Annotated in this window: 19 protein-coding genes; 5 read left to right on the top strand and 14 right to left on the bottom strand. The window is 53.2% G+C overall.

All coding sequences use genetic code 11. From position 1 onward, the window contains the following. Window positions 1-9: 9 nt before the first annotated feature. From OGV50_RS03575 to OGV50_RS03545, 7 genes are all read right to left on the bottom strand, one after another. Entirely contained in the window at window positions 10-654 is a 645-nt protein-coding gene (locus OGV50_RS03575; protein WP_115181689.1) for a YdhW family putative oxidoreductase system protein, read from the bottom strand. A gap of 10 nt (window positions 655-664) precedes the next feature. Then, entirely contained in the window at window positions 665-2767 is a 2103-nt protein-coding gene (locus OGV50_RS03570; RefSeq protein ID WP_047457312.1) for an aldehyde ferredoxin oxidoreductase, read from the bottom strand. A 20-nt stretch (window positions 2768-2787) separates the two neighbouring features. Further along, window positions 2788-3414, bottom strand: coding sequence for a ferredoxin-like protein (locus tag OGV50_RS03565; RefSeq protein WP_012132569.1), 627 nt, complete (start codon window positions 3412-3414; stop codon window positions 2788-2790). Between the two features lie 407 nt (window positions 3415-3821). Further along, a complete protein-coding gene (gene fumD, locus OGV50_RS03560) occupies window positions 3822-4031 on the bottom strand; it encodes a fumarate hydratase FumD (RefSeq protein ID WP_012132570.1) in 210 nt (69 codons plus the stop codon). Window positions 4032-4234: 203 nt separating this feature from the next. Then, window positions 4235-5047 (bottom strand): MetQ/NlpA family ABC transporter substrate-binding protein, encoded by an 813-nt coding sequence (locus OGV50_RS03555; RefSeq protein WP_012132572.1) that lies wholly within the window; start codon window positions 5045-5047, stop codon window positions 4235-4237. 21 nt (window positions 5048-5068) lie between these two features. Then, window positions 5069-5737, bottom strand: a complete 669-nt coding sequence (locus tag OGV50_RS03550) for a methionine ABC transporter permease (RefSeq protein ID WP_012132573.1) — start codon at window positions 5735-5737, stop codon at window positions 5069-5071. Next, window positions 5730-6752 (bottom strand): methionine ABC transporter ATP-binding protein, encoded by a 1023-nt coding sequence (locus OGV50_RS03545; protein ID WP_200024306.1) that lies wholly within the window; start codon window positions 6750-6752, stop codon window positions 5730-5732. The genes OGV50_RS03550 and OGV50_RS03545 overlap by 8 nt, the downstream gene beginning before the upstream one ends. A 423-nt stretch (window positions 6753-7175) precedes the next feature. Between OGV50_RS03545 and OGV50_RS03540 the strand changes: the two genes are divergently transcribed. The 5 genes from OGV50_RS03540 (at window position 7176) to lpp (ending at window position 12038) form a co-directional block, all read left to right on the top strand. Further along, window positions 7176-8546, top strand: coding sequence for a pyridoxal-phosphate dependent enzyme (locus OGV50_RS03540; RefSeq protein ID WP_071258175.1), 1371 nt, complete (start codon window positions 7176-7178; stop codon window positions 8544-8546). Window positions 8547-8555: 9 nt separating this feature from the next. Continuing rightward, window positions 8556-9701, top strand: a complete 1146-nt coding sequence (locus OGV50_RS03535; RefSeq protein ID WP_200092577.1) for a trans-sulfuration enzyme family protein — start codon at window positions 8556-8558, stop codon at window positions 9699-9701. Between the two features lie 174 nt (window positions 9702-9875). After that, complete coding sequence (ynhH, locus tag OGV50_RS03530) at window positions 9876-10070, top strand: protein YnhH (RefSeq protein WP_244264181.1); 195 nt, start codon at window positions 9876-9878, stop codon at window positions 10068-10070. Window positions 10071-10077: 7 nt separating this feature from the next. After that, on the top strand, window positions 10078-11490 hold the full coding sequence (gene pykF, locus OGV50_RS03525) for a pyruvate kinase PykF (protein WP_012132579.1): 1413 nt from the start codon (window positions 10078-10080) through the stop codon (window positions 11488-11490). 311 nt (window positions 11491-11801) lie between these two features. Then, window positions 11802-12038 carry a murein lipoprotein Lpp gene (gene lpp / locus OGV50_RS03520; protein WP_001082307.1) on the top strand — a complete coding sequence of 79 codons (237 nt, stop codon included), beginning with the start codon at window positions 11802-11804 and terminating at the stop codon, window positions 12036-12038. 68 nt (window positions 12039-12106) lie between these two features. Here the strand turns inward: lpp and ldtE are convergent, their stop codons facing one another. The 7 genes from ldtE to sufA all read right to left on the bottom strand — a co-directional run bounded on the left by ldtE (window position 12107) and on the right by sufA (window position 18732). Next, window positions 12107-13111, bottom strand: a complete 1005-nt coding sequence (gene ldtE, locus OGV50_RS03515) for a L,D-transpeptidase LdtE (RefSeq protein WP_012132580.1) — start codon at window positions 13109-13111, stop codon at window positions 12107-12109. A gap of 101 nt (window positions 13112-13212) precedes the next feature. After that, complete coding sequence (sufE, locus tag OGV50_RS03510; protein ID WP_058669049.1) at window positions 13213-13629, bottom strand: cysteine desulfuration protein SufE; 417 nt, start codon at window positions 13627-13629, stop codon at window positions 13213-13215. 12 nt (window positions 13630-13641) lie between these two features. Next, on the bottom strand, window positions 13642-14862 hold the full coding sequence (sufS, locus tag OGV50_RS03505; RefSeq protein WP_012132582.1) for a cysteine desulfurase SufS: 1221 nt from the start codon (window positions 14860-14862) through the stop codon (window positions 13642-13644). Then, window positions 14859-16130, bottom strand: a complete 1272-nt coding sequence (gene sufD, locus OGV50_RS03500) for a Fe-S cluster assembly protein SufD (protein ID WP_275147399.1) — start codon at window positions 16128-16130, stop codon at window positions 14859-14861. The genes sufS and sufD overlap by 4 nt, the downstream gene beginning before the upstream one ends. Beyond that, the gene (gene sufC, locus OGV50_RS03495) at window positions 16105-16851 is read right to left on the bottom strand and encodes a Fe-S cluster assembly ATPase SufC (protein ID WP_012132584.1); all 747 of its coding nucleotides are present in this window, start codon (window positions 16849-16851) and stop codon (window positions 16105-16107) included. The genes sufD and sufC overlap by 26 nt, the downstream gene beginning before the upstream one ends. A gap of 16 nt (window positions 16852-16867) precedes the next feature. Next, window positions 16868-18355 carry a Fe-S cluster assembly protein SufB gene (sufB, locus tag OGV50_RS03490; protein ID WP_049011809.1) on the bottom strand — a complete coding sequence of 496 codons (1488 nt, stop codon included), beginning with the start codon at window positions 18353-18355 and terminating at the stop codon, window positions 16868-16870. Between the two features lie 8 nt (window positions 18356-18363). Further along, window positions 18364-18732, bottom strand: coding sequence for a Fe-S cluster assembly scaffold SufA (gene sufA / locus OGV50_RS03485; RefSeq protein ID WP_012132586.1), 369 nt, complete (start codon window positions 18730-18732; stop codon window positions 18364-18366). Window positions 18733-19182 lie beyond the last annotated feature (450 nt).

The following is a 19182-nucleotide window of genomic DNA, read 5'->3' as shown; positions in this document are numbered from 1 at the left end:
CCTGAACAATCAGGGATTCTGAAACTGCTCAACCTCAAGCCATTCGCATAAGCCATATGCCTTGCCGTAGCTCATAAAACGTTCGCTAAACAGATACGGTACGTCGTTGGACGACGCCACACGGCGAATATCCGCGTAATCCGGGTGCGTGTCGATCGCGGCAAGAGCTGTCTCTATTTGCTGCGGCGCAAAGCGGTATGGCGGTTGTTCCAGCATGGCGACCTTGTAGGGTCGCGGATAGGTCTGGCAATCAAAACGCACCGCCTGTGCGATAGCCCGGCAAATATCGTTCTCCACCACCTGCACACACATGTCGGCATAGTTAGCGGTCATGGTTTGCGTCGAGTAGTAATAATCATCCTGAGCACCCTGTACGCAGGCGATATCCGCCCCTGTCTCGCTCTGAAGCAGCGTCTCCAGCAGCGGCATTAACGCCTCTTCCTCCACTGAATACGGCGGTTGCAGGAAAAGCGCGCGAGCCACTAGCTGGCCTGAAGCAGAATGCTGGCGGATGAACTCCGCCATGATCTCTGCCGGACTCGCGGGAGGCGTTGGTTCATCCACTCGCCTTTCATGCTGATGTAAGCCTTGCAGCCACTGCCGCTTTTCAATATCCACCTCAGGCGTGGAGTGTTCGCCCTCTGAATGACTCATCTCACCTTCCTTACGCTGGCAGCAGATTCTGCGCGGCCAGATCGGCGGCGACATCCTCAAGACCGAGGCGATGCAACGTTTCTCGCGTCGGGCATCCCAGTTCAGGGTCCCAGCCCATCTCGGTATAAAAGAGCGTCAGGGATTCACGCATATCGTCGCGATCCATTTTGTCAGTCCCTTCAGTGAACACCGGAATGTTGGGGTCCTTGTCAAAAACCCACGAACAGATGAGATCGTGTTCATTGCGCATGTCTTTGGTCTGCATCAGTTTGACGGTATAGGCGCGATGGAGCGTGAAGATACGTTCTGCGGCTAAATCAAGGCTCGCCTGGGTGGTTTCATCCCCGGTCACCGCCTGGAAAAATTTCGCTTCCAGATCCAGATCCCCACGATAATTTCGGCTCTTCAACGGCGAAACGGTCATCGGCCAGACCCAGTTGCACAGCGTCACGGCGTTATGCAGGCAAACTTTGAGCAGCGTCCATTTGGCATACTTGATTTTCGCCGCGTTGATCGGCGTGTAATTTTTAGTCTCGTCGTAGGCGTCTTCAGAACCAAACAGTTCCGCCGCGACCTCTCGCTGTAGCTTCAGCGGTAAACCAGAACCAATAAAGTTGATGTGGGTGTGGGTCATGCAGTCACGGTTAAACATGCAGTTGGTAATTGCCCCCACCTGCGCCGACGCTTCGTTAGCATGGTGTACCGGATAGCCAAACGGCGACCACAGTTTGTTTTTATCGTACGCCCAGTATTCCTCACCCAGATTCCAGCGCTCGGCAATGGCGTATGAACCATCCGCAAGATGGCTCAACTCTCCTTTGCGATGCGCCAGGCGATAGTAGAAATCCTTGATAAAGTTGGGATCGCCCGCTTCCAGTTGATCCCAGCGGATCTCCGCATATTCCTCAGCCGGCAGCACGCGCTTGAACACGCCTTTGCTGTAGCAATACGTGAAGTCACGGTGCAACTGCCCGTAGTTACACCAGATACCGTAGTCGTCAAACAGGTTCAGGCCGATCAGATTGCCGATAACGCGGCCATCGTCCTTATCGTCAAAATCTTTCGGGCCGTGCGGGAAGATCGTGGTATGGACAAAGTTTGCCACGCAGGTATTCCCCCCGGTGCTCGGTACGCCAAAATCCTTTACCCGTGGAATATTGAGCTGCGACATGCAGCGGATCGGACATGAGTGGCAACCGCTCATTTTCACGGTGTATTTTTCAGCCGCCGGACCTAAGTCAAACACGGATTTATAGGTGCGAAAGCCGACCGTATTCTGATTACCCGGCGGGATCTCGCCGGTTTCAACAGGCCCGCCCTCTGCGGCCCCCCAGAACAAACCTTTACGCGCCGTCCAGCGCGAAGCCGGTGAGGAAAATTCCGCCCATGCCTGCGGGGTGCTCGGCACAACATGATTATTATTGGCGCCAATCAGCTCCGTCATCATGTAGTCATTCAGCCGCTTCATCTCTTTGCGATCGGCAATATTGACCCCTTTGGTGCCTTCAACGGCAATGGCCTTGAGGTTTTTCGACCCCATCACCGCGCCGGTTCCCGCCCCGCCGCTGTGGTTACGGCTGTTGAGCATACAGGAGAGCGGCACCAGGTTTTCACCCGCCTGACCAATGGCCGCCACGCAGGTCTCCGGGCTGGTCATACGGCAGATCTCTTCGGTCGTGGCGCGCGTCCCTTTACCCCACAGAAAATCTGCTTTTTCGAGGCTGACCTTGTCATCTTTAATATTGATCCACACAGGCGAAGCGGATTTACCCTCAATAATAATCGCGTCGTACCCGGCAAATTTCATTTGTGCCGCAAAGAAGCCGCCCATATGCGCATCGACAACCAAATTACCTTTAGTAAACGTAGAGAGCGAAGTGATATTGACGCGGGAACTACAGGGCGCGCCAGATCCGGTCAGCGGGCCGGTGGCAAATACCAGTTTATTTCCTTCATCGAAAGGTTTCGTGCCAGGCGGGACTTCGTCATACATAATTTTGTAGCCGAACCCCATTCCGCCGACAAATTTTTTATATTTACTGGAATCTTCGAGGGTAATATCGCCTGTTGTAAGATTGACCCGTAATATATTACCTGTCCAACCGTTAGCCATAATGTTTTCCTTTGCAAGATTCAAACAGTAATATCTTTCCACTCGATAACTTTCAGCGCCCCTGTTGGACAGGCGCTGGCGCACTCGCCGCATAAAACACATTTTGACGATTTTTTCGTTTCGCTGTTTACGGTAGCCATCATCCAGGGGCAGGCAGTGGTACAGGCGCTACAGCCAATACATCGCTTATGATCAACCGCGATGCAGCCATCGTCCTGTTTCCAGGTAATTGCGCCGATTGGGCAGACCTTCATGCACTGCGGGTCCTTACACTGGCGACAGGTATCTGCGGTGTAGTTTAAATCGCCGTACAGACCACCGCCGGAGCCGACGCCGTTGTCGCCAAAGAAGTAATTACGGTGAATCTTAATGCGGGAGAAGAACGAGCCCACGGCGCCATCGTTGTAATTGGTGCAGGAGATTTCGCAGCGATGGCAGCCTGTGCAGCGGGCGCGTTGAGTCACTAATACCCCTTTGGGCGTGTTTATCAGTCCTACCGTACCGCTATCAACGTCTTCCTGTTTGCAGCCAAAAAGTGACAGCAGCGCGGGAGCGATAGTTAATCCTGCCAGACCCTTTCCTGATATACGCAGAAATTCGAGCCGCGTTAAGCCAAAATCTAATATTGGACGTTCGACCTGGTTCATTTATTTCGCATCCTCTTCGCAAACACAGTGCTGACAACACCCGATGTTTTGCCCTAACCGGATCGCATACGTCATATCATTAAATACAAATAGACTAATCCTAAAGAGTTAGGCACATAAATAATGTGGTTATTCAGTGCTATTAACTTTGATCGTTATCAATTAAAAACCGGAAGTGAAATAATAAAAGCGGAGTGATATTTATTATCATTTAGAGGATATAAAACACGGCAATCTATTAATAATTATAAATGTGACCTCGTTCCCATTATTAATATCAATTGCCTTCGTTATATATTAATATACATATCGATATTAATATAAACGCGATATCTGATTATTTACAAGGTGAAGAATTTAAATACCGGGAATAAGGGATGACGAAGCGAGCGCCATCCCTGAGAGAATTATCCTGCCAGGGCTTTGATAACCGTTTCCATCGCCTGTTTTTCAAGTTCGCTGCGCTGGAGTCGCTGGTTCGCCATGGCGGTTCGTAACACTCCCGCAATCACGATATGCTTTGGCTCTTGCCCCAGGTCGCGCATCTCCAGAACCACTTTGCCAACCACTCTGCACATCTCACGGTACAGTTCGTCGTCTTTTGTCAGGTTTCCCATTATTGTCTCTCATCGCCAGCACAAACAAACAGCATATATCACTCTAACGATGAAGACAAAACTCAAATAAATCAGACAAATAAACAGAGTGACTATTCAACTTAACCGATATCCGTCACCTCACACTCTGTAACTTGCTCACCCGTTCGGCCAGGCTCTTTTATAGGCCGGATAAGCGTCACGCTATCCGGCACTACGTGGTATTAGTTATTGACCGGAATCACCGCGCCTTTGTACTTCGTGCGGATCCAGTCCTGAATCTCTTTTGAGTGCAGAACGTCAACCAGCGCCACGATGTCTTTTTTCTTCTCGTCGCCACGATGTACGGTAATGATGTTGGCGTACGGATTGTTTTCTCCGCTCTCAACGGCGATCGGATCGTTAACCGGGTCCAGACCTGCGTCGATAGCGTAGTTGGCGTTAATCACCACCGCATCGCCTTCATCGTTGTTGTACATCTGTGGTAACAGCGCCGCTTCCACGTTCGGCAGGAACTTCAGTTTTTTCGGGTTATCCACGATGTCGCTGATGCGCGCGCTGACCTTATCCACGTCCGGCTTCAGTTTGATCACGCCCTCTTTTTCAAAGATCGACAGAATACGTCCCTCTTCAGAGACCGCGTCACGCATAATGATCCTGCCGCCTTCCGGCAGATCTTTCAGCGATTTGTATTTTTTAGAGTAGATGCCGATCGGCTCAATATGAATCGCCCCGGCGCTGACGAAATCATAGGTTTTATCACCCGCATGATCTTTCAGCACGCTATTCAGGTACGGGATATGCTGGAAGTAGTTGGCGTCGATTTCACGACCGGCCAGCGCGGTGTTCGGCAGAATGTAATCCTGGAAAGGTTTAATCTCCAGATCGATCCCCTGTTTCGCCAGAATCGGTTTCGCCTGCTCAAGGATTTCCGCATGCGGTACGTTAGAGGCGCCAACGGTCAGCGTATCCGCCCAGGAGGCGAAGCTCAGGGCGCTTAAGGTTGCTGCGGCGAGTAATGTCAGTGATTTTTTCATGATAATGGTTTCCGTATTTTATTAGCGTTTATCTAACAGAGAGGTGATCACATCGCCGCAGAACTGGATAATGAAGACGATGATCAGGATAGTCACCGTCGCCACCAGCGTGACGTCGTTGTGGTTGCGCTGGAATCCTTCCAGATAAGCCAGGTTCCCTAAACCGCCTGCCCCAATCACTCCGGCCATCGCGCTGTAACTGACCAGCGCAATCAGCGTCACGGTGATCCCGGACACCAGTGCGGGTGATGATTCAGGCAGTAAAACCCGAAAAATAAGTGTGCTGAGACGTGCGCCCATCGAACGCGTGGCTTCAATCACGCCTCTGTCGACCTCGCGCAGTGCGATTTCAACCAGACGCGCATAAAACGGCGCCGCCCCGACAATCAGCGCCGGCAGCGCAGCGTTCGCGCCGAGAATGGTGCCGACCAGCGCTTTGGTAAACGGGATCAGCAAGACGATCAAAATGATGAACGGGATCGAGCGAAAAATATTCACCACCAGCGAAATGACGCTATACAGCGTGCGGTTCTGAAACAGCCCGCCGCGCGCGGTCAAAAACAGCGCCAGCCCCAGTACAATCCCCAGCACAAACGTCGCGATACCGGAAAGCGCCGTCATATAGAGCGTTTCCTGCGTTGCCGCAAAAAGTTGTTCCCATTTCAGATGGGGAAACAGATTCTCAACCATGTTGTACTACCTCACCTTCAATATCGCTCTGCCGCAAATCCGCCAGAATATTATTCAGTTGTTCTTCCGTCGCCACGACGTGCAGCCACAGTTGGCCAAACACGCCATGCGCGGTTTGCGTCATCTTGCCGTGTAAGATATTGAAAGGCAGGCCGTAACGCAGGGTAAGCTCCCCTACGATCGGCTGATGCGTACTGTGCCCGGTGAAGGTCAGCTTAATCACCGTCCCGCCCAGCTCGCTCGCCAGCTGCGGGTTAAACGCCTCCTCTTCGGCATACTGACTTACCTGGCGGACAAACTGCCGGGTAATCGGCTGTTGCGGATGAGTAAAGACGTTCAGCACATCGCCTTCCTCCACCACTCTGCCGTTTTCCATCACCGCAACGCGATCGCAGATTTTGCGCACCACATGCATCTCGTGGGTAATAAGCACAATCGTGAGCTGGAAGCGGCGATTAATATCGAGCAGCAGATCCAGAATCTGATCGGTGGTTTGCGGGTCCAGCGCGGAAGTCGCCTCGTCGCAGAGCAGCACATCCGGGTTATTTGCCAGCGCACGGGCAATCCCCACACGTTGCTTTTGCCCGCCGCTCAGCTGGGATGGGTAAGCATTCTCACGCCCGGTTAATCCCACCAGGTCGATCAGCTCCGCCACCCGTGCCTTGATTTTTGCTTTTGGCGCGCCCGCGATTTGCATAGAAAAAGCGATGTTTTCGCTGACGGTACGCGACCACAGCAAATTGAAGTGCTGAAACACCATGCTGATTTTCAGCCGCGCCTGGCGCAGGGACTCTCCTGTCGCCGCTGAAATATCGTGACCATTGATGGTCACGCTGCCCACGGTCGGTTTTTCCAGACCGTTCAGCAAACGAATCAACGTACTCTTTCCGGCGCCGCTGTAGCCAATAATCCCGTAAATTTGTCCCTGTTCAACCGTCAGATTAACGTTATCCACTGCGGTAATAGACAGCTTGCCGGGCATAAAAACTTTCGAAATATTTTTCAGGACGATCATATCGTTATCGTATCCGCTGCTGCTTATGGTTATCCTGCCAGTGCTTTTAGCTGTTTAGCAGTATGGATGTCCAAATGAGTGTAATCAGGGTGTTTCTGCTTTTAAATGACCAAAAAGGAATTTGATATATCCACAAAGAATAAGAGAGGCGCAGCGCGGGAAAATGGCTTTAGTACAATTTCGGCAACCTTTATGCGGGGAGCGGCATTATCCTTAACGCGAGCAGCGTAAACTGTTGAATTAATCGACAAAAACAGGGTAATTCGGCCATCAACACCGCCAGACGACTGCACGGCTAAACGTCCTGCCATCCAAATAGCGTTTTATATTCCATTCTGTTCTTATTCACAGACAAACATTCTTTAGGCGTGCATTTTGGCAACCCTATTATTTCGTCATGTTATTCACTGACGGATATTCACCATGACAACGTTTCACTCCGTAACGGAACTGATTGGCAATACGCCGCTGCTTCAGTTGCATAAGCTGAATAGCGGCGTAAGCGAACTCTTTTTGAAACTGGAGAACCAGAATCCGGGCGGTTCGATTAAAGATCGCGTCGCACTTTCTATGATCAATGAAGCGGAAAGACAGGGGCTGCTAAAGCCCGGCGGCACGATTATTGAAGCGACGGCGGGCAACACCGGGCTGGGGCTGGCGCTGATCGCCGCGCAAAAAGGTTATGCCCTGACGCTGGTCGTGCCGGACAAAATGAGCCGTGAGAAGATCTTCCATTTGCGCGCGCTTGGCGCACAGGTGGTATTAACCCGCTCAGACGTCAACAAAGGTCATCCGGCCTATTATCAGGATTACGCACGCCGTCTGGCGCAGGAGACGCCCGGCGCCTTCTATATTGATCAGTTCAACAACGCCGCGAACCCGCTGGCGCATGCTTCCACCACCGCCCCCGAATTGTTTGCCCAGATGGATGGCCGCATTGACGCCATCGTGGTCGGCGTCGGTTCCGGCGGCACGCTGGGCGGTTTACAGGCATGGTTTCGCGAACACTCCCCGCACACGGAGTTCGTGCTGGCCGACCCCGCCGGTTCAATCCTTGCCGATCAGGTCGAGACAGGCACATTCGGCACCGCCGGTTCCTGGCTGGTTGAAGGGATTGGCGAGGACTTTATTCCGCCGCTCGCCCACATCGAATCCGTTTCACAGGCCTTTCGCATCAGCGATAAAGACGCCTTCGCCACGGCGCGCGAGTTGCTCAGAACCGAAGGCATCCTTGCCGGTTCATCGACCGGTACGCTGCTCGCCGCCGCCCTGCGCTACTGCCAGGCGCAGACGCAGCCAAAGCGCGTGGCGACCTTCGCCTGCGATAGCGGCAATAAGTATCTCTCGAAAATGTTTAACGATGACTGGATGCGCCAGCAAGGGCTCATCACCCGGCCACAGGCTGGCGATCTGAGCGACTTCATCGCCTTACGTCATGACGAAGGGGCAACCGTGACCGCCGCGCCGGACGATACGCTGGCGACCGTGCTGGCGCGTATGCGCCTGTACGATATTTCGCAGTTGCCGGTTCTTCAGGAGGATCAGCTTATCGGCATCATCGACGAATGGGATCTGATTACGCATATTCAGGGCGATAACCCGCGTTTTTCCCTCCCGGTAAAAGAAGCGATGACGCGCGAGGTGGTCCGGCTTGATAAACGCGAACCGGAAAGCGCGCTGAAACCTATTTTTGATCGCGGCCAGGTGGCTGTGATTGTCGACAACGACCAGTTCCTCGGTCTGGTCACCCGTAGCGATGTGCTCACCCACTGGCGCAACCGCCTGGATAAATAAGGAACACTCATGAAATCGTATTCCACACTTAGCGTCCACAGCGGAACCTTTTCTGACGCGCACGGCGCCGTTATGCCGCCGATTTATGCGACATCGACGTTTGCGCAACCTGCGCCGGGTCAGCATACCGGATATGAATATTCACGCAGCGGCAACCCGACGCGCCATGCGCTGGAAACCGCCATTGCCGAGCTGGAAGGCGGTACGCAAGGTTATGCCTTCGCGTCCGGTCTGGCGGGCATCGCTACCGTGCTTGAACTTCTCGATAAAGACAGCCATCTGGTGGCGATTGACGATGTCTATGGCGGCACCTATCGACTGATTGAAAATGTGCGCCGTCGCAGCGCCGGATTACAGGTAAGCTGGGTGAAACCTGACGATCTGGCCGGTATTGAAGCCGCGATTCGTCCTGATACCCGCATGATCTGGGTAGAAACGCCGACAAATCCGTTACTAAAACTGGCCGATCTGGCGGCCATTGCCGATATCGCGCGTCGCCACCAGCTTATCAGCGTGGCCGATAACACCTTCGCTTCGCCGTTGATCCATCGTCCTCTTGATCTGGGGTTCGATATCGTGGTGCATTCCGCGACGAAATACCTGAACGGCCATTCAGACGTCGTCGCCGGACTGGCGGTCGTCGGGGACAACCCGGTGCTCGCACAACAGCTGGGTTATCTGCAAAACGCCGTCGGCGGCGTACTGGACCCATTTAGCAGTTTTCTGACATTACGCGGTATTCGCACGCTGGCCTTGCGAATTGAGCGGCACAGCGGCAATGCGCTGACGCTGGCGCAATGGCTGGAAAAACATCCGGCGGTAGAACACGTCTGGTATCCGGGGCTGGCGTCGCATCCTCAGCATGCCCTTGCGCGCCAGCAAATGTCACAGTTCGGCGGGATGATCTCCATCGTCATAAAAGGCGATGACCAGCGCGCCACTGACGTTATCACGCGGCTGAAATTATTTACCCTGGCAGAAAGCCTGGGCGGTGTTGAAAGCCTCGTCAGCCAGCCGTTTACCATGACTCACGCCTCTATTCCGCTTGAGCAGCGTCTGGCGAATGGCATCACCCCGCAATTGATTCGCCTGTCAGTGGGCATTGAAGATGTTCAGGATTTGCAGGACGATTTAGCTCAGGCGCTCGCCGGGTAGTTGCGCAACGCCGCCCTTTCCCGGGCGGCACAACGCAAGGATCATAATTAACGCTTTAATAACAATTTGTTGTGAATCTGCACAGATGTTTTTTGAAACGCTGTTTTCATTTTCCTTTTGTGTAAATTTCAGCGTATAATGCGCGCCAATTGTCTCTTGAATGGTTTCAGCGCATTGGACTGCAAAACTCAACGACTAAAAAACACGCCATCCCGTTGGGCTGAAACACGAGCACACATTCCTCTGCACGCTCTTTCGATGTCACCTATCCTTAGAGCGAGGCAACACCACTTTCGCAACACAGGTTTAGCTTCAAGGCCGTGCGCCCCTGAAGCCAGATTTCCATATCCTTCTCAACTTAAAGACTAAGACTGTCATGAAAAAGACGAAAATTGTTTGCACCATCGGTCCGAAAACCGAATCTGAAGAGATGTTAACCAAAATGCTGGACGCAGGCATGAACGTTATGCGTCTGAACTTCTCTCACGGTGACTATGCAGAACACGGTCAGCGCATCAAGAATTTGCGCAACGTAATGAGCAAAACCGGTAAAAAAGCCGCAATCCTGCTCGATACCAAAGGCCCGGAAATCCGTACCATTAAGCTGGAAGGTGGTAATGACGTCTCCCTGAAAGCGGGCCAGACCTTCACTTTCACAACGGACAAATCCGTTATCGGCAACAGCGAAATGGTTGCCGTCACTTACGAAGGTTTCACTTCTGACCTGTCCGTAGGCAACACCGTACTGGTCGACGATGGTCTGATCGGCATGGAAGTCACCGCGATCGAAGGTAACAAGGTTATCTGTAAAGTGCTGAACAACGGCGACCTGGGCGAAAACAAAGGCGTTAACCTGCCGGGCGTTTCCATCGCGCTGCCAGCACTGGCTGAAAAAGACAAACAGGATCTGATCTTCGGCTGCGAACAAGGCGTTGACTTTGTTGCCGCGTCCTTTATCCGTAAGCGTTCTGACGTTGTTGAAATCCGTGAGCACCTGAAAGCGCACGGCGGCGAGAACATCCAGATCATCTCCAAGATCGAAAACCAGGAAGGCCTGAACAACTTCGATGAGATCCTCGAAGCGTCTGACGGCATCATGGTTGCTCGTGGCGACATGGGCGTTGAGATCCCGGTTGAAGAAGTTATCTTCGCGCAGAAGATGATCATCGAAAAATGTATCCGCGCGCGTAAAGTCGTTATCACCGCGACCCAGATGCTGGATTCCATGATCAAGAACCCGCGTCCGACCCGCGCAGAAGCTGGCGACGTGGCGAACGCCATCCTCGACGGCACCGACGCAGTGATGCTGTCCGGCGAATCCGCAAAAGGAAAATACCCGCTGGAAGCCGTCACCATCATGGCGACCATCTGCGAGCGTACTGACCGCGTGATGACCAGCCGTCTGGACTTCAACAACGACAGCCGTAAACTGCGCATCACCGAAGCGGTGTGCCGCGGCGCGGTTGAAACTGCCGAAAAACTGGAAGCGCCGGTCATTGTCGTTGCAACTCAGGGCGGTAAATCTGCTCGCGCAGTGCGTAAATACTTCCCGGACGCTACCATCCTGGCGCTGACCACCAACGAAGTGACCGCGCGTCAGCTGGTGCTGAGCAAAGGCATTGTGCCGCAGCTGGTGAAAGAAATTAACTCTACTGACGACTTCTACCGTCTGGGTAAAGAAGTCGCTCTACAGAGCGGTCTGGGCCAGAAAGGCGACGTTGTGGTCATGGTTTCCGGCGCGCTGGTACCGAGCGGCACGACCAACACCGCATCTGTTCACGTCCTGTAATAATTCCTGTGTGAATTAATTTTCTGAATAAAAAGCGCCCTCGCGGCGCTTTTTTTATTTAATCGATAGCCACTCTTAATAAAAAATCAAATCGGATTTCACTATCTAATCGCAGATTATCTAAGACGAATCCGATGGAAGGATTCTGTTTTCACTCGGTTTTTTAGCCATTTTAGCTCAATTCGATGCTTCTTTGAGCGAACGATCAAAAATAAGTGCATTCCCGTCAAAAAAATATTCTCAACCTAAAAAAGTTTGTGTAATACTTGTAACGCTACATGGAGATTAACTCAATCTAGAGGGTATTAATAATGAATCGTACTAAACTGGTACTGGGCGCGGTAATCCTGGGTTCTACTCTGCTGGCTGGTTGCTCCAGCAACGCTAAAATCGATCAGCTGTCTTCTGACGTTCAGACTCTGAACGCTAAAGTTGACCAGCTGAGCAACGACGTGAACGCAATGCGTTCCGACGTTCAGGCTGCTAAAGACGACGCAGCTCGCGCTAACCAGCGTCTGGACAACCAGGCTACTAAATACCGTAAGTAATAGTACCTGTGTAATAAAAATGGCGCACATTGTGCGCCATTTTTTTTGCCTGTGTTTTCCCTTCCCTGCTACTGCGTTGCCTGGGTTTCAGCGCCGCTTCCGGGTTGGCTGTTTTGCGCGGACTCCACCACAGAGCGGCCAGAAGCTACCGGCGCCTGCCCTGATGTAACGGCAACCGGATATCCCGCCCGGCGATACAGCGCGTTTTCCACCAGACGTTCATCCACCTCCTGAGTCGCCTTAAACTGCGTAAAGCCTGCTGGCAACACATACGGCATCGTCTGTACGTTTTGCTCCTCTTCAGGCGACAGCGGGCGGTGTACCTCAACGTAACGCATTCCATTTGGTTCCACGGCGAATTTCACCGGCTCGTTAATCACCCGTACCGGCGTTCCCGTTCTGACCTGCGCAAACAGCGCCTTAATGTCCGGCGCGTTCATCCGAATACAGCCGGAACTGACGCGTAACCCGACGCTGTCCGGGGCATTGGTGCCGTGAATGAGATACTCACCGTTGCCGTATGCCAGGCGCAGGGCGAAGCGTCCTAACGGGTTATTTGGCCCGGCGGGCACCACCGGCGGCAGCGTAATGCCGCGTTCAAGCGAGCGTTTGCGGATACCTGCCGTCGGCGTCCAGGTCGGATTCGGGATTTTTTGCCCGACGCGCGTCGCCATTACCGGCGTTTCCAGCCCCTCTAAACCAATACCGATAGGGTAAACCTGAACACTATTTTCACCCGGCGGGAAATAATAGAGTCGTAACTCCGCCAGGTTCACAATAATGCCTTCACGCGGCGCATCGGGTAATAACAGTTGAGATGGAATGATAATCGGCGTCCCCGGTTTAGGGACCGGCGCGATGGTATTATTTGCCTCCAGGATCAACATTGCGGCAGTATCAAAACGCCGGGCAATCGCCTGTAAGTTTTTATCCCCCGCTTGCACGGTATAGGTTTGATTCTGCCCGACAAGGCGACTGTTTGCTGGCGGCAAGGGGTAATCCACTGCCCAGGCCGCCTGAAATGCGCTGTAAGCGCCGAAAAGTGTAACTGCAATGAGAGACGCACGTTTCATATCCACCCCCCTGGCGTTTTGCCGGATGGCGGTTAAATGCCTTATCCGGCCTACGAGTCACGTAGAGCTGTACGCCATCTGGCGTTCTACGTCTTTTCAGTTTAGCTAAGAGTTGCGGCTCTGGCGCGGATCGCGCGAATCATTGCTTCCAGTCCTTGTGAACGGGAGGGCGTGAGATGTTGCGTCAGCGCCATTTTTTCAAACCACGGCCGCACATCAAAATTCACAATATCCTGTGGCGTCATCTGATGATACAAAATGAAGACGATGGCAATTAACCCTTTTACTATTGCTGCATCGCTGTCGCCCTGCAATTCAATAACGCCGTCAGCGTTCTGACGCATAACAATCCATACCTGACTCTGACATCCCTGAATACTATTTTCCGGGTGACGATCCTGCTCATTTAATTCCGCCAGACGCTGCCCCAGTTCAATAATGTACAGATACTTTTCTTCCCAATTGGCGCAACGCTGAAAATTACGCAGCAATCTTTCTTTATCTGGTAGCGCAGCCATAGCGTCTCCCTGTTATCCCAGTAAGCGATGAATACGTTTTAGCCCGGTTGCCAGACGATCCACTTCTTCATGGGTGTTATACATTGCTATCGACGCCCGGCACATGGCGGGAACGTTGTAATACGTCATCAGCGGCATTGCGCAGTGATGGCCGGTTCGTACGGCGATACCGTAATTGTCGAGGAAGCTGCCCACGTCATAAGCGTGGTGTTTGCCCAGATTAAAGGCGATGACCCCCAGCCGGTTAGCCGGGCCATATAGCGTCAACTCCGGCACGTCCGCCAGCTGTTCCAGCGCATAGTGCATCAGGTTTTGTTCATATTCGCTGATTTCCGCCAGCCCTAACGCGCAGACGTATTCAATGGCGGCGCCCAGGCCGATAATTCCGCCCGTGTTCGGCGTCCCCGCCTCAAAACGCCAGGGCGCTTTGGTCCAGGTCGTCCCTTCCGTCAGACTAACGGTCGCAATCATCGAACCGCCGCCTTCCCACGGCGGCATATCCTGAAGCAGTTCCTCCCGGACATACAGCACGCCGATACCGGTGGGGCCATACAGCTTATGCCCGGAGAAAACGTAAAAATCACAATCCAGCGCCTGAACATCCACCGCATGGTGCATTACCGCCTGCGCGCCATCAACCAGCACTTTCGCGCCATACTGATGCGCCAGCGCGATCATTTCAGGAAGCGGGTTTTCCGTTCCCAGCACGTTCGACACATGCGCGATAGCCAGCAGTCGGGTACGCTCATCAAACAGCGACGGGAGCGTATCCAGCTGCAACGTGCCGTCCGTATTGAGCGGAATGACGCGCAGTTCCGCCCCTGTACGCGCGCACAACATCTGCCAGGGGACGATATTGGCGTGGTGCTCCATCTCGCTGATGATGATGTTATCGCCAGCCCGAACATTCTCCGGCCCCCAACTGTTGGCAACAAGGTTGATGCCCTCTGTCGTCCCGCGCACGAACACCAGCTCTTCCGCTGAACGGGCGTTAATGAACAGCGATGCCTGTTTACGCACATTTTCCATCTTCTCGGTGGCCTGCGCGCTCAGCGTATGGATGCCCCGGTGCACCGCCGCATAGCCATGACGGTAAAACTCCGCCTCAGCGTCAATCACCTGGTTGGGCTTTTGCGCACTGGCCGCGCTATCCAGATACGCCAACGGTAGCCCGTTGACTTCACGCGTCAGGACGGGAAAATCAGCCCGCACTTTTTCGATGGGAAATGTCATGCTATGCCTCCCGGCAGGCGAAGCCCTATTCGCGCCAGCACCTGTTGTTTAAGCGCGTCATCGCCGAGGGCTTCCGTCAACTCAGCGGCAAACGCGTAGAGAATCATCTGTCTGGCATCCTGCTCTCCAATCCCGCGTGAACGCAGGTAGAACATCTGCTCGTCATCAATCCGTCCTACCGTCGCCCCGTGGCTGCATTTCACGTCATCGGCGTAAATCTCCAGCTGCGGTTTGGTGTCCACCTCGGCAAGTTTACCGAGCAGCAGATTGTTATTGGTCATTTGTCCGTCGGTTTTAATGGCGTGCTGCGCCACGTTGATCAAGCCATTGAATACCGCCCGACCTTTATCGCTGACAATGGTTTTATGCAACTGGCGGCTGTTGCAGTAACCCTTGTTGTGCTCCAGCCACGTACGGGTATCACACACTTCGTTTTTCACCGGCATCGCCAGGCTGTTAATCCGCAGCGTGGTGTTTTCACCGTTTAACTGGGTGCTGGTGTTATGTCGCAGCACGGCATCGCCCAACAGGAAACTGTGGCTGTGCGCGCTTGCATCCGCCGCCAGCAGAATATCGTTATGGGCAAAGTGGTGGCTCACCGGGTTTTCAAACGCCAGTTTGATGTGGTGCAGATGCGCATTCGCCGCCACGTTCATGGTCAGACGCGCTCCGGTAAAGTGCCGTGCCGCGTTAAGGCTGACATAGTGTTCTATCACCGTCGCCTCTGCCCCTTCCGCCAGTTCCAGGTGGTGACGGTAGTGCGCAGTGTTGACCTCATCGCCTTCCAGCCCCTGCGTGATATGCATCAGCAGCAACGGCTTAGAGGGCCGCTGGTTGCGCTTAACGCTGATGTGCGTCACGCTCTGCGCCAGGCTTTCCGTCAGATGCAGGAAAACCTCCGGCTGAACCGGTGCGGCCAGCGCCTGACGTTCGTCGTTGATCGCAATGTCGAAACCGCTGTCTGTAGCGCTGTCGCTAAGCTGCGGGCTGAACTGGCCGTCAATAAACACCAGACGCACAGCGTCGATATCCAGCGCCAGCGCGTCGCGCTGTTCCTGAGTAACCTCGGCAAAACGGCTGACAAACTGGCTACTGACCAACCCTTCCAGCGGCGTGTATTTCCAGTTTTCATGCTTACGCGTCGGCAGCCCCAGGCGCAGCATCTGTTGTAAATGCTGCTGCGCGTGCGCCGAGCGGGATTCGCCCTGCGCCTCAAACAGATGGTGCCATTGTTGCAGCGCGTTACTGCTGTTCGGTAAGCCAGCCATATCCTTGCTCCTCCAGTTGTTTGACCAGAGTGAAATCGCCGGACTTCACAATCCGCCCCTGATACAGGACGTGGACGTAATCAGGTTTGATGTAGTCCAGAATGCGCTGATAGTGCGTCACGATAATGAATGAACGTTTACCGTCACGCAGCGAGTTGACGCCTTCCGCGACAATTTTCAGCGCATCAATATCCAGCCCGGAGTCAGACTCATCAAGGATGCACAGTTCCGGCTCCAGCACCGCCATTTGCAGAATATCGTTACGTTTCTTCTCACCGCCGGAGAAGCCCACGTTCACCGAACGGGTCAGCAAATCTTCCGGCATCTTCAAAAGCGCGATTTTCTCTTCCATCAGATCCTGAAAATCAAAACGATCCAGCGACTCCTGACCACGATAGCTGCGCACGGCATTCAGTGCTGTTTGCAGGAAAAACTGGTTGCTGACGCCAGGAATTTCTACCGGATACTGGAACGCCATAAAGATGCCTTCGCCCGCCCGATCCTCTGGCGACAGTTCCAGTAAATCTTTGCCTTTAAATTCGACAGAGCCGCCAACCACTTCATAATCTTCACGGCCCGCCAGCGTCGCGGAAAGCGTACTCTTCCCGGAACCGTTCGGCCCCATAATGGCATGCACTTCTCCGGGTCTGACGTCGAGGTCCAGACCGCGCAGAATCGCTTTATCTTCCACACTGACCTGTAAATCTTTAATGCTTAACATGTGCTTTCCTTAATACTTAACCGACGCTGTGTTCAAGGCTGATCGCCAGCAGTTTTTGCGCTTCAACGGCAAATTCCAGCGGCAGTTCAGAGAAGACGTCTTTACAGAAGCCATTAACAATCATCGAGATGGCATCCTCTTCGCTGATGCCGCGTTGCAGGCAGTAAAAGAGCTGATCTTCACCGATCCGCGACGTCGTCGCCTCGTGCTCAAGCTGGGCGCTGTTATTACGACACTCGACATACGGGAAGGTGTGCGCGCCGCAGTCCGCGCCAATCAGCATTGAGTCGCACTGGGTAAAGTTACGGGCGTTGGTTGCCGTCGGCATGATCTTCACCAGCCCGCGATAGCTGTTCTGGCTATTCCCGGCGGAGATCCCTTTTGAAATAATGGTCGATTTGGTGTTCTTACCGATGTGGATCATTTTGGTGCCGGTGTCGGCCTGCTGATGACCGCTGGTCAGCGCCACAGAGTAAAACTCACCGATGGAGTTATCGCCGCGCAGAATGCAGCTCGGGTATTTCCAGGTGATAGCCGACCCCGTTTCGGACTGCGTCCACGACATCTTGCTGTTTTCACCTTCGCACAGCGCGCGCTTGGTGACGAAGTTCAGTATCCCGCCGGTGTTGTTATCGCCGGGGAACCAGTTTTGCACGGTGGAATATTTTACTTCGGCATCTTTGTGGATGATCACCTCTACCACCGCCGCGTGCAGCTGGTAGCTGTCGCGCACTGGCGCAGAACACCCTTCGATGTAGCTGACGTAGCTGCCCTCATCCGCCACCAGAATGGTGCGTTCGAACTGCCCTGTTTTTTCCGCGTTGATTCGGAAATAGGTTGACAGCTCCATCGGGCAACGAACGCCTTTCGGCACATAAATGAAGGTGCCGTCAGACGCTACCGCAGCGTTCAGCGCAGCAAAAAAGTTGTCATTACCCGGCACCACGGTGCCCAGATATTTCTTCACCAGCTCAGGGTGATCGTGAATCGCCTCGCCAAACGAACAGAAGATGATGCCCTGTTCCGCCAGCTTTTCCCGGTAGGTGGTGGCAACGGAAACGGAGTCGAAAATGGCATCCACCGCCACCTCTTTACCCTCACGTACCGGTACGCCAAGCTGTTCGAAGGCGTCTTCCACCTCTTTGCTGAGAAACGCATTCGCACCGGTTTGCTGTACTGCACCCGGTTCTGACGCGCACGTCTCATCGCAGTTACCGCACGATGGCGCAGAGTAATAACTGTAATCCTGATAATTCAGCTTATCGTAGTGCGCTTTCAGCCAGTGCGGCTCTTCCATCTCAAGCCAGGCTTTGTACGCATTAAGGCGAAACTCCAGCATCCACTCCGGCTCATTTCTCTTGGTGGAAATCGCACGCACGACCTCTTCGCTGATGCCTTTTGCCAGCTCGTCAGTCTGTAACTGGGTGAAGAAGCCTTCTTTATAATTCAGTGGACCACCGGTCCAGGTTTTGACATCGTCAGTTGCTTCAGTATTACGAGACATAGTACCGCCTATACCCCGAAGCTTTCGCCACAGCCGCATTCGTTCTGGGCTTTCGGGTTATGAAATTTAAATAACTGGTTTAATCCTTCGCGCACATAATCGACCTCTGTCCCGTCAATAAACGGCATGGCCTGAAGCGGCACGTACAACCTCGCGCCCTCCGTTTCAAACAGCAGATCGTCCTTTTCTGGCTCGCTGACGGTATCCAGCACGTAACCAAATCCCGCGCACCCCGTCTGCTTCACGCCTAAACGCACGCCAAGCATGCCGGGTTGCTTCGCAACCAGGTCACGAATATGCGCCGCCGCCTCAGGCGTTAGCGTCAGGCCACGCCATGCAAAATCGTCTGGATTAAATGTTCCTGAATGCAATTCCATAGGTCCACCTCGTGTAATAAGCCACCAGGGCATAACACCATGTTAGTGATAATGATTATCACTTCAACCCTCTGACAGAAGGGTCATTCGGGTTAACCGCCCTTTTTGACCACTTTTACTAAGCATAGACCCTGTTTCGAGGGTTATCAGTGATGGATTATTTTATTCAATACATTGATAGATAAAGCATTTAAGAAGAGTAAACAGCGCGGCAGGTTAAAAAATTAAATATGTATCGAAAATGCCTATTTTTGAGATAGGGTTATCAATAAAAATGGGGGTCAAAAGCGGACGATGACGGTGCTAAACAATAGCTCAAACAGCCGTCGGATTAGCAAATCCACTAACGTGAAAAAGAAAGAACGGAAAGAACGGAGTAATTAACAACGAACGATCGGTGTTGTATGCATAACACCGATCGTTCGTTGCCCCACCCGGCGCTTATCTCCG

Origin of the sequence: Citrobacter sp. CK180 (assembly GCF_030333655.1) — a bacterium.
GTDB classification, from domain to species: Bacteria; Pseudomonadota; Gammaproteobacteria; order Enterobacterales; family Enterobacteriaceae; genus Citrobacter_B; species Citrobacter_B koseri.
Note: the sequence above shows the minus strand (reverse complement) of the source record. Positions and strands in the feature narration are given on the sequence as shown.

Excerpts from the sequence above, each read along its gene's own strand:
- OGV50_RS03575 (WP_115181689.1), bottom strand. The coding sequence starts at position 654 with ATGAGTCATTCAGAGGGCGAACACTCCACGCCTGAGGTGGATATTGAA.
- OGV50_RS03570 (WP_047457312.1), bottom strand. The coding sequence starts at position 2,767 with ATGGCTAACGGTTGGACAGGTAATATATTACGGGTCAATCTTACAACA.
- OGV50_RS03565 (WP_012132569.1), bottom strand. The coding sequence starts at position 3,414 with ATGAACCAGGTCGAACGTCCAATATTAGATTTTGGCTTAACGCGGCTC.
- fumD (WP_012132570.1), bottom strand. The coding sequence starts at position 4,031 with ATGGGAAACCTGACAAAAGACGACGAACTGTACCGTGAGATGTGCAGA.
- OGV50_RS03555 (WP_012132572.1), bottom strand. The coding sequence starts at position 5,047 with ATGAAAAAATCACTGACATTACTCGCCGCAGCAACCTTAAGCGCCCTG.
- OGV50_RS03550 (WP_012132573.1), bottom strand. The coding sequence starts at position 5,737 with ATGGTTGAGAATCTGTTTCCCCATCTGAAATGGGAACAACTTTTTGCG.
- OGV50_RS03545 (WP_200024306.1), bottom strand. The coding sequence starts at position 6,752 with ATGATCGTCCTGAAAAATATTTCGAAAGTTTTTATGCCCGGCAAGCTG.
- OGV50_RS03540 (WP_071258175.1), top strand. The coding sequence starts at position 7,176 with ATGACAACGTTTCACTCCGTAACGGAACTGATTGGCAATACGCCGCTG.
- OGV50_RS03535 (WP_200092577.1), top strand. The coding sequence starts at position 8,556 with ATGAAATCGTATTCCACACTTAGCGTCCACAGCGGAACCTTTTCTGAC.
- pykF (WP_012132579.1), top strand. The coding sequence starts at position 10,078 with ATGAAAAAGACGAAAATTGTTTGCACCATCGGTCCGAAAACCGAATCT.
- lpp (WP_001082307.1), top strand. The coding sequence starts at position 11,802 with ATGAATCGTACTAAACTGGTACTGGGCGCGGTAATCCTGGGTTCTACT.
- ldtE (WP_012132580.1), bottom strand. The coding sequence starts at position 13,111 with ATGAAACGTGCGTCTCTCATTGCAGTTACACTTTTCGGCGCTTACAGC.
- sufE (WP_058669049.1), bottom strand. The coding sequence starts at position 13,629 with ATGGCTGCGCTACCAGATAAAGAAAGATTGCTGCGTAATTTTCAGCGT.
- sufS (WP_012132582.1), bottom strand. The coding sequence starts at position 14,862 with ATGACATTTCCCATCGAAAAAGTGCGGGCTGATTTTCCCGTCCTGACG.
- sufD (WP_275147399.1), bottom strand. The coding sequence starts at position 16,130 with ATGGCTGGCTTACCGAACAGCAGTAACGCGCTGCAACAATGGCACCAT.
- sufC (WP_012132584.1), bottom strand. The coding sequence starts at position 16,851 with ATGTTAAGCATTAAAGATTTACAGGTCAGTGTGGAAGATAAAGCGATT.
- sufB (WP_049011809.1), bottom strand. The coding sequence starts at position 18,355 with ATGTCTCGTAATACTGAAGCAACTGACGATGTCAAAACCTGGACCGGT.
- sufA (WP_012132586.1), bottom strand. The coding sequence starts at position 18,732 with ATGGAATTGCATTCAGGAACATTTAATCCAGACGATTTTGCATGGCGT.